This is a genomic window from Paraburkholderia sp. C35 (genome assembly GCF_003121405.1).
In the GTDB taxonomy this organism is placed as follows: Bacteria; Pseudomonadota; Gammaproteobacteria; order Burkholderiales; family Burkholderiaceae; genus Paraburkholderia.
In genome coordinates, this window is sequence record NZ_QBUY01000185.1 from 1 (window position 1) to 9,001 (window position 9,001).

Annotated in this window: 10 protein-coding genes; 7 read left to right on the top strand and 3 right to left on the bottom strand. The window is 62.7% G+C overall.

The window, feature by feature from the left end; all coding sequences use genetic code 11:
- Window positions 1-170: 170 nt before the first annotated feature.
- Genes DK391_RS43100 through DK391_RS43110 form a run of 3 tightly spaced genes read right to left on the bottom strand, consistent with a single transcriptional unit; the run spans window position 171 to window position 1,926 of the window.
- Window positions 171-740, bottom strand: coding sequence for a YceI family protein (locus tag DK391_RS43100; protein WP_109484124.1), 570 nt, complete (start codon window positions 738-740; stop codon window positions 171-173).
- Window positions 741-781: 41 nt separating this feature from the next.
- Window positions 782-1,345: a YceI family protein gene (locus tag DK391_RS43105; RefSeq protein WP_109484116.1), complete on the bottom strand. Its 564-nt coding sequence runs from the start codon at window positions 1,343-1,345 to the stop codon at window positions 782-784.
- A gap of 8 nt (window positions 1,346-1,353) precedes the next feature.
- Entirely contained in the window at window positions 1,354-1,926 is a 573-nt protein-coding gene (locus DK391_RS43110; protein ID WP_109484117.1) for a cytochrome b, read from the bottom strand.
- Between the two features lie 362 nt (window positions 1,927-2,288).
- Here DK391_RS43110 and DK391_RS43115 point away from each other — a divergent pair, with 362 nt between their 5' ends.
- The 7 genes from DK391_RS43115 to DK391_RS43145 all read left to right on the top strand — a co-directional run bounded on the left by DK391_RS43115 (window position 2,289) and on the right by DK391_RS43145 (window position 8,839).
- The gene (locus tag DK391_RS43115) at window positions 2,289-3,041 is read left to right on the top strand and encodes a paraquat-inducible protein A (protein ID WP_239483116.1); all 753 of its coding nucleotides are present in this window, start codon (window positions 2,289-2,291) and stop codon (window positions 3,039-3,041) included.
- A 7-nt stretch (window positions 3,042-3,048) separates the two neighbouring features.
- Window positions 3,049-3,729: a paraquat-inducible protein A gene (locus DK391_RS43120; RefSeq protein ID WP_109484118.1), complete on the top strand. Its 681-nt coding sequence runs from the start codon at window positions 3,049-3,051 to the stop codon at window positions 3,727-3,729.
- Window positions 3,722-5,356, top strand: coding sequence for an MlaD family protein (locus DK391_RS43125; protein ID WP_109484119.1), 1,635 nt, complete (start codon window positions 3,722-3,724; stop codon window positions 5,354-5,356). The genes DK391_RS43120 and DK391_RS43125 overlap by 8 nt, the downstream gene beginning before the upstream one ends.
- Complete coding sequence (locus DK391_RS43130; protein ID WP_109484120.1) at window positions 5,353-6,066, top strand: PqiC family protein; 714 nt, start codon at window positions 5,353-5,355, stop codon at window positions 6,064-6,066. The genes DK391_RS43125 and DK391_RS43130 overlap by 4 nt, the downstream gene beginning before the upstream one ends.
- Before the next feature lie 167 nt (window positions 6,067-6,233).
- Window positions 6,234-7,514 (top strand): class I SAM-dependent RNA methyltransferase, encoded by a 1,281-nt coding sequence (locus DK391_RS43135; RefSeq protein ID WP_109484121.1) that lies wholly within the window; start codon window positions 6,234-6,236, stop codon window positions 7,512-7,514.
- 168 nt (window positions 7,515-7,682) lie between these two features.
- On the top strand, window positions 7,683-8,069 hold the full coding sequence (locus DK391_RS43140; protein WP_109484122.1) for a VOC family protein: 387 nt from the start codon (window positions 7,683-7,685) through the stop codon (window positions 8,067-8,069).
- Between the two features lie 83 nt (window positions 8,070-8,152).
- On the top strand, window positions 8,153-8,839 hold the full coding sequence (locus DK391_RS43145) for a YafY family protein (RefSeq protein WP_109484123.1): 687 nt from the start codon (window positions 8,153-8,155) through the stop codon (window positions 8,837-8,839).
- Window positions 8,840-9,001 lie beyond the last annotated feature (162 nt).

Below are 9,001 nucleotides of genomic sequence, written 5' to 3' on the forward strand. Positions count from 1 at the left end.
GCAACTACAAGAACTGGCGGTGTTCAGCGGCTTTCTTTTGCCTACTTTTCTTTGCCGCGGCAAAGAAAAGTAGGTGCCGCCCCGCACAGGGGCAACGCTAGCAGACCACTAACAATGAGCGGACGCCAGCAAAAACGCTAAAAAACCCCAACCACCAGCGCCAGCATCCACTACTGCTTAATCCCTTCAGCCTGAATATGCAAAACCGTCTTCATGCTAAACCCATACTTAGCCCCAAAATCCAACCCATAATCGGCACGATTAAACTCACCCTCAGCCTCAACGCCACACACTTCACGCTTCAGCACAGGATGCTGAATGCATTTGAACGAATCGATCTTGAGCGCCAACGGCTTGGTCACACCATGCATGGTGAGCGAACCATCGACAGCCACAGGTGTATCCCCATCGAACTTGATCGCCGTACCCTTATAGACAGCCGTCGGAAACTTGGCGACATCGAAGAAATCGCCCGAACGCAGATGATCATCCAGCTTGGTATTGCCCGTCTGAATCGAAGACGTATCGACCGTGACCTCGACGGTCCCCGTCTTCGCCGCGCGATCCAGCGTGACAGTCCCTGAACTCTTGGTGAACTTGCCCCTCCAGGTCGACACGCCACCCATGTGATCCGCCTCGAAGCTCGGATAGGTATGCGTCGGATCGAGCTGATAAGTATCAGCAGCAAACGCGCCCACCGCCATCGTCGACGTCAGCGCGCCAGCCACCATCAAGAGCATCGTTTTCACTTCATTCTCCTTTCTGTCTGCGTGCGAGAGAGTTACTTGCCTGCGGCTACGATATGAAACTTGATCGTCACGTCTTCTGCTACCACCGATGTGTCCTTCCATTCGCCCGTGCCGATATCGAACTGCGAACGTTTGACCGTCACCGCTCCGTCATAGACCTGCGATGCGCCCTGCTTCGTCACCGTGACAGGCACGACCACCGTCTGCGACTTGCCCTTCATCGTCAGCTTGCCCGTCACGTTGAACTGGTTGTTGCCCGAAGCCGCAATCGCGCTCGACACGAACGTCGCCGTCGGAAAAGTCTTCGAATCGAACCACTCCTTGCCGCGAACCTGCTCGTTGTAGCTTTCGTCGCCGAGATCGTAGCTCGATGTATCGACGGTGACCTGCGCGCTGCCGCCCGTCGGTTTGGCGGGATCGAATGAAATCTGTGCGGTGAACTTGTTGAACTTGCCTTCGACAGGCACGTTCATCTGCTTCGACGTCGCCGTGACCGTGCTCTTGCCCATGTCGACCTGCGCGAACGCGCCGCCCGACGCGGCCAGCGACGCCGCCGCAAAGGCGGCGAGCATGTAGCGGTAGAACGATACCTTCATGTTTGTCCTTATTTGAGGAAAGGAAGCATGCGCGACAGCAGTCCGTCGCGATCGAGAATCTGATGCTTGAGCGCCGCCAGCACGTGCAACACGACCAGCACCAGCAGCGTGTAGTTCAACGTGATGTGAATGTTCTTCAACACTTCTTTCAGATGCGGGTCCGGTGCGATCAGGCGCGGCAGCGGCACGAGTCCGAGATAGACAACCGGGATGTTCGCCGCCGAGCTATACAGATAGCCGGACACGGGAATCGCCACCATCAGCACGTACAGCAGAAAATGCGTGAGATGCGCGACGCCGCGCTGCCAGGTGGGCATGTGCGAAGGCATCGGCGGCGCGGCGTGCGTGGCACGCCACAGGATGCGAATAATGACCAATGCGAACACCGTCACGCCGATCCATTTGTGCCACGAAAAGTATTTGAGCTTGGTCGGCGTGAAGCCGGGGATGTCCGTCATCACCCAGCCGAGCGAGAATCCGCAGACGATCAGCAGCGCGATCAGCCAGTGCAGCGCGATGGCCGTCGATGTATAAGACGACGCGCGCGACGACAGCGAATGAAATGAAGAGGTATGTGCCATGACAGATCCGACGCCAACATGAAAGTTAAACGACCCGGGCGATACCATTATTCCGTTTGCGTCCGGCATCGGCGCGAACGGCTTGCGCGGCGCTCATCGTACCGCAAGCAGCCGCAACCGGCTGACGGCTTTCTTGCGCGGCGCGAAACTTGCTATTGCGGGTTGAACCCGCGTCAGCCGCGTCTGTCGGACAAAGCCCTCGTGGATCTGAGCCTGTCCGTGCCGACCTGTAAGACGTCAGCATAGCGAGCTTTGATACTATTGCCCCAGGCTGCGGCTCGCTCGTGAAGCGCTGACAAGGCAACAGTCTGTAAGACATCGACCACGACAACAACATTGCACCTCGTTTCCCGATCGCCTGCATGGAACATGACCATCTGATTGCCTGTCACGAATGCGACGCGCTGCATCAGAAGCCTCGCCTCGGACGCCGGCGGACGGCCCGCTGCCTGCGGTGCGGCGCGACGCTGTACGGCAGCGCGTCCGGCCGTCTGGATGGCATCACGGCGATGACGTTCGCCGCATTGATCACTTTTCTGATCGCGCAGGGTTTCCCCATCGTCGAACTGGAGACCAACGGCATCACGTCGCAGACCAGTCTGCTCGGCGCCATTGTCGCGCTGTGGGACGAAGACATGCAGATCGTCGCCATCATGGTGTTCTGCTCGACCACACTCTTTCCGCTAACCGAATTGCTTGCCCTGCTCTATCTGCTCGTGCCGATCCGCTCGGGCGTCGTGCCGCCCTTCTTCAATCAGGTGCTGCGCGCGATCCAGTTCGTGCGCCCGTGGGGCATGATCGAAGTGTTCATGCTCGGCGTGCTCGTGACGATGGTGAAGATGGTCAGCCTCGCACGCGTGATTCCCGAAGCCGCGATGTTCGCGTTCGGCGCGCTCACGCTGATGTTCGTCGTGGTCGTCACCTTCGATCCGCGCACGCTGTGGGACGTCGCCGAAGGCATCGACGTGCTGCAGGCGCGGCGCGAACGCCACGCGCGCGAAGACGAAGCGCGCAGCGACACGGATGACGGCAATCTCGCCGCTCGCACGGCAGGCCCGGCGGATCCGATAGACCCGACAGACGTGAACGGCCCCATTGCGCCGCACCGGGGATGACCACCCGATGAAATACACCACGGCCTCGCGCGCCGGTCTGGTCGCCTGTCACGCGTGCTCGCGCGTGCAGCCACGCGTGCGTTCGAAAGAGCCGCAACGCTGCACGCGATGCGGCGCGCCGCTGCACCGGCGCAACCCCGACAGCCTGATGCGCACCTGGGCGCTGCTGATCGCGGCCGCCGTGCTCTATATTCCCGCCAACCTGCTGCCCGTGATGCACACGTCATCGCTGCTCGGCGCGGAGGACGACACCATCATGAGCGGCGTCGTCTACTTCTGGACCTCGGGCGACTGGCCGCTTTCGATCATCGTGTTCGTCGCCAGTATTCTCGTGCCGATGCTCAAGCTCAGCGTGCTCGCGCTGCTGACCATCACGGCGCAACGCCACTCGACATGGCGGCCGCTGGAACGCACCAAGCTGTACCGGATCGTCGAGCGCATCGGACGCTGGTCGATGCTCGACATCTTCGTCATCACATTGACCGTCGCGCTGGTGCGCTTCAAATCGCTGGCCGTCATCACGGCGGGACCGGGCGCGCTCGCGTTCGGCTCGGTCGTGATTCTCACGATGATCGCCTCGATGCAATTCGATCCACGCCTGATCTGGGACGACGTGGATCACGACCATGGCGATGCCGCTCCACAGAAGCCGGACAGCCGCAAACCTCAGGACCTGAAACATGAATAGCCCTCAAGCGCCGACGCCACCTTCCGGTCCGCCGAAGTACGAGCCGCCCGAGCCCGAAATTGTCACGAAACGGGGCTGGCTGCCTTCGCTCGTGTGGGTGATTCCATTGCTCGCTGCGCTGATCGGCGTGGGTCTCGTCGTCAAGTCGGTGCTGGAGAAAGGACCGACCATCAACATCAGCTTCATCAGCGCGGAAGGGCTGGAGCCCGGCAAGACCAAGGTCAAGTACAAGGACGTCGACATCGGCTTCGTCAAGACGATCAAGCTCGCGAAGAACCATTCGCGGGTGAATGTCGAAGTGCAGCTCACCAAGGAAGCCGAAGACTTCGCGGTGAAGGACAGTCGTTTCTGGGTGGTGCGTCCGCGTATCGGCGCAAGTGGCGTGTCGGGGCTTGGCACGCTGCTGTCGGGCGCGTACATCGGCGTGGACGGTGGACGATCGACGGAAACGCAGACGCAGTTCGTCGGCCTCGAGTCGCCGCCTGCCGTCACCGTCGACCAGAAAGGTCACCAGTTCACGCTGCGCGGCGAATCGCTCGGCGCGATCGATATTGGCTCGCCCGTGTTCTATCGGCGCGTGCAGGTCGGTCAGGTGACCGGCTTCTCGCTCGACAAGGACGGCACGGGCGTCACGGTGCAAGTATTCGTCAGCGCACCGTTCGATCAGTACGTCGGCACGAACTCGCGCTGGTGGCATGCGAGCGGCGTGGACGTGCGGCTCGATTCGAGCGGCTTCAAGCTGAACACGCAATCGCTGGCGACGGTGATCGTCGGCGGGCTGGCGTTCCAGTCGCCGCCGGGTCAGGCTGTCGGCGTGCAGGCGCCGAACAACATGACCTTCCGTCTCGGTTCGGATGAAGCCGACGCGATGCGCGAGCCGGATGGCGAGGCCGTGCACGTGGTGATGAACTTCAACCAGTCGCTGCGTGGGCTGTCGGTGGGCGCGCCCGTCGATTTCCGCGGCATCGTGCTTGGCCAGGTGACGAACATCGGCGTCGAATACGATCCGCAGACCAAGAACTTCAACATGCCCGTGACGATGGATCTGTATCCGGACCGTCTGCGCCGCCGCTCGCGCGGTCAACCGGTGCCTGAGTCCGGCACGGATGCGAGCCAGAAGATGCTGCTCGCGCTCGTCAATCACGGCCTGCGCGGCCAGTTGCGCACAGGCAACCTGCTGACGGGCCAGTTGTATGTCGCGATCGACCTGTTCCCGAAGGCGCCGAAAGCGACCGTCGACATCACGCGCGATCCGATCGAACTGCCGACCATCCCGAACTCGCTGGATGAACTGCAGCTGCAGATCGCCGATATCGCGAAGAAGCTGGATCAGGTGCCGTTCGACCAGATCGGCAACAACCTGAACGCCGCGCTGAAGAACGCCGATCACCTGTTCTCGCAGCTCGACAAGGAAGTGCTGCCGCAAACGCGCGACACGCTCGCGGCCGCCAAGCAGACCTTCAGTTCGGCGGAAGCGACACTGGAGCAGGATTCGCCGCTGCAATCGGACGTGCACCAGGCGCTGCAGGAACTGACGCGCACGTTGCAATCGCTGAACGCGCTGTCGGACTATCTCGAACGCCACCCTGAATCACTGCTGCGCGGTAAATCTGGAGACAAGCCATGACGTTTGCACGCGTCCCCCGCATGATGCGCGCCGCCGCGCTGTGTGCCTCGTTTGCCGCGCTGGCGACGCTCGCCGCGTGCTCGTCGCCGCAGAGCCACTTCTACACGCTCTCGGCCGGCGACACGTCGCCCGATGCCGTGCGCACCGCCAGCAACCCGGCGTTCCTGATCGAAGTGCCGCCTGTCGATGTGCCGCCGCAAGTGGCAAAGAACCAGTTCGTCGTGCAGACGGGCCCGACCCAGGTGCAGGTGCTCGAACAGGAGCGCTGGGCCTCGCTGCCGGGCGACGAAATCCGACGCGCGCTGTCCAGTTCGCTCACGCAGCAACTGGGCACGATCGACGTGTACGGCTCGCCGTATCCGGATCGCGTGCCCGTCTATCGCGTCAGCGTGAACGTGCAGCGCTTCGAGTCGTGGCCCGGCTCGCGCGCGTTGATCGACGCCGTGTGGAGCGTGCGCGCGGTGCGTACGCAAGCCGTGCTGACGTGCCGCAGCGTGGTCAGCGAGCCCGCATCGGGCGGCTACGATGCGCTGGCGGAAGCGCATCGGCGCGCGGTCCAACAGATCGCGACGCAAATCGCCGTCGCTGTGCGCAATCTCGCGGCAGCGCCGGCGCGCGGCGCGGCTGTCACATGTCCGGCGTCGGCTTCGGGTCCGTCCGCGGCGCCCTCTTCCGCACCGTCGGCCTCGAACGCAGGGACCAAGGGCTAACTGGCGCGGGCCGCGCGGGCGCATCAGCGCGCTGCGACCCGCGCGCACCGGCACCCTTCCGCCCACGCGCACCAGCGCGCTTCTGCCCGCGCGCGACACCCACTGCCAGGCATGACGAGGCGACCGCGTACAATGTCGCCTTAATCAACGCCTTTACGGCAAACCTCATGTCTTTCGAATTCTTCATTCCCTGCCCGCGCGGCCTCGAAGCCACGCTAGCCGCCGAACTCGCCGAGATCGCCGCGCGTCATCTGAACGGCGCGCCGTTCACCGCCGGCGCACAGGTGCCCGGCGGCGTGCACTTCAAGGGCGGCTGGGCAGCCGGCATGGCCGCCAACCTGCATTCGCGGATCGCGAGCCGGGTGCTGCTGAAGATCGCGCACCGCCCGTACCGCAACGAGCAGGACATTTACGGCCTCGCGCTCGAGCAAAACTGGGAGCAGTGGTTCTCGGCGAACGAGACGCTGCGTGTCGACGTGACCGCGATCAAGTCGCCGCTGCGCAGTCTCGAATTCGCGACGCTGCGCGTCAAGGACGCGATCTGCGACCGTCTGCGCGACAAGACGGGCGCGCGTCCGAGCATCGATACGGGTTCGCCCGACGTGCGCGTGTTCGCGTTCCTGACGGCCACCGATTGCACGCTGTACATCGACACATCCGGCGAGCCGCTCTTCAAGCGTGGCTGGCGTCTGGACAAGGGCGCGGCGCCGCTGCGCGAAAACCTCGCAGCGGGCATTTTGCGTCTGACGGGCTGGACGCCGGGCACACCGCTGTTCGATCCGATGTGCGGCAGCGGCACATTCCTCGCGGAAGCGGCGCAGGTGGCGCTGAACATCGCGCCGGGCGTCGACCGGCGGTTTGGCTTCGAGCAGTTCAAGCAATACGACGTCTCGGCCTGGCAGAAGCTGAAGGTCGCCGCGCAGGATGCAAAGCGCGCAGCGCGCTCGGGCCGTGGCGATCTGCTGATTTACGGCAGCGACATTTCCGACAACATGCTCGAAAAGGCGCGCATGAACTTCGAGCGCGCCGGTTTCCCGTCGCTGCCGCTGAAGCAGCTCGACGCACGCAACATGATGCCGCCCTCGGGTGAGCCAGGCATTCTGGTGGCGAACCCGCCGTATGGCGAGCGGATCGAAGTGCGCGGGCGCGGTCCGCGCGGCGAGATTCGCGATACCGGACGTGAAGAAGGCGGTTTCCGCCGCGCAGAATCGGATACGCCCGACATGACGGAGTTCTTCCAGTCGTTTGGCGATGCGCTGAAGAAGCGCTTCACGGGTTGGCATGCATTCGTGCTGACATCGGACCGGAATCTGCCGGGGCAATTGCGTCTGCGCGAATCGACGAAAACGCCGCTGTTCAATGGCGCGCTCGAATGCCGGCTGTTCCGCTTCGATCTGATTGCGGGCAGCGTGAGGCAGCGTCCGGCGGCGGACGGGCCGAAAGAGTAAGCGGTTCTCTCACAGGAAAAGCGGGCTTCGATGCCCGCTTTTTTATTGCCTGTCGCCAGGTGATTGCTGACCACCTCGCTGACAACCCTGCTGCCAGAACGGTGTCAGTAGCCCCGCTGCACACTTCTCCTACGCCATCCGGCGCTATCCAACACACAGGAGAAGATCATGTCAGCATCCCAACTCAACCGTGCCATCGCCTGGTTCGAAATCCCCGCCATCGATTTCGAGCGCGCGGTGCGCTTCTACGAAACTGCGCTCGATACGACATTGCGCCGCGAAGACTTCGGCGTGCCGATGGCGATCTTCAACTACGACGAGCCATCGACGGGCGGCAGCATCGTCAGGAGCGCGACGCTGGAGCCGTCGGCAACGGGTTCAGTGAGCTATCTGAACGCGCAGCCGACGGTCAACGCGACGCTCGAACGCGTGAAGCGCGCGGGCGGCAAGGTCGAGGGACCGGCCGTGCAGTTGCCGAACGACATCGGCTGGATCGGCTTCTTCACGGACACGGAAGGCAACCGCGTCGGCCTGCATTCGAAGACCAACGGATGAAGTGACACAGAGCGCGCCGGGAGAGCATCGTGCGGCGCTATCATCGCGGGAGACTTTCCGTCTTTCTTCGGGAGACCCCCACGATGACGCGTCGTGCTGACCGGCTGTTCCAGATCGCCGAACTGTTGCGCGGCCGGCGCCTCACGACTGCGCAGCAACTGGCCGACTGGCTGCATGTGTCGCTACGTACCGTGTATCGCGATGTGCAGGACTTGCAGTTGTCGGGGGTGCCGATTGAAGGTGAGCCGGGTATTGGATATCGGTTGAGTCGCAGCGCGAGTCTGCCACCGCTCACTTTCACCGCCGATGAGCTGGCCGCGCTCGCTGCGGGCGCGCGGATGCTCGAGTCGTGGGGTGGCGAGAGCATGGCTGCGGGCGCGCGCGGGGCGCTGGCCAAGATTGCTTCTGCGATGCCTGCGGACAAGCGTGCCGCTATCGACCGGCTGGCTTTTTTTGCGCCTTCATTTCATATCGATGGGAATGTGTCGTCCATCGTCGATACGTTGCATCGAGCGATCGATGCAAGGCGTGTCGTCAGTTTTGCTTATCTGGACAAGCATGGGGCGGCGACGACGCGGCGTGTCTGGCCTCTTGCTCTGGCTTATTGGGGTGCACGATTCACGCTCGGCGCGTGGTGCGAGTTACGCGAGGATTTTCGGCATTTTGCTTTGGCGAATATCGGTGAGCTTGAGGTGCTTGAGGCGTTTCCTGATGTTGAAGGAAGACGGTTGGCGGATTTTATGCGGAGTATCGGGGTGAGGGCGCGCTGAATTTTGCGCGCGGTTTTGTTATTGGTGTGGCATCCGCTTTTTGTTAGTGGTCTGCCTGGGTTGCCCCTGTGCGGGGCGGCACCTACTTTTCTTTGCCGCCGCAAAGAAAAGTAGGCAAAAGAAAGCGGGCTAACACCGCCAATGCTAGTTATTGCCTGCGGG

Coding starts and splice junctions, on each gene's coding strand:
- DK391_RS43100 (WP_109484124.1), bottom strand. CDS start 740: ATGCTCTTGATGGTGGCTGGCGCGCTGACGTCGACGATGGCGGTGGGC.
- DK391_RS43105 (WP_109484116.1), bottom strand. CDS start 1,345: ATGAAGGTATCGTTCTACCGCTACATGCTCGCCGCCTTTGCGGCGGCG.
- DK391_RS43110 (WP_109484117.1), bottom strand. CDS start 1,926: ATGGCACATACCTCTTCATTTCATTCGCTGTCGTCGCGCGCGTCGTCT.
- DK391_RS43115 (WP_239483116.1), top strand. CDS start 2,289: ATGGAACATGACCATCTGATTGCCTGTCACGAATGCGACGCGCTGCAT.
- DK391_RS43120 (WP_109484118.1), top strand. CDS start 3,049: ATGAAATACACCACGGCCTCGCGCGCCGGTCTGGTCGCCTGTCACGCG.
- DK391_RS43125 (WP_109484119.1), top strand. CDS start 3,722: ATGAATAGCCCTCAAGCGCCGACGCCACCTTCCGGTCCGCCGAAGTAC.
- DK391_RS43130 (WP_109484120.1), top strand. CDS start 5,353: ATGACGTTTGCACGCGTCCCCCGCATGATGCGCGCCGCCGCGCTGTGT.
- DK391_RS43135 (WP_109484121.1), top strand. CDS start 6,234: ATGTCTTTCGAATTCTTCATTCCCTGCCCGCGCGGCCTCGAAGCCACG.
- DK391_RS43140 (WP_109484122.1), top strand. CDS start 7,683: ATGTCAGCATCCCAACTCAACCGTGCCATCGCCTGGTTCGAAATCCCC.
- DK391_RS43145 (WP_109484123.1), top strand. CDS start 8,153: ATGACGCGTCGTGCTGACCGGCTGTTCCAGATCGCCGAACTGTTGCGC.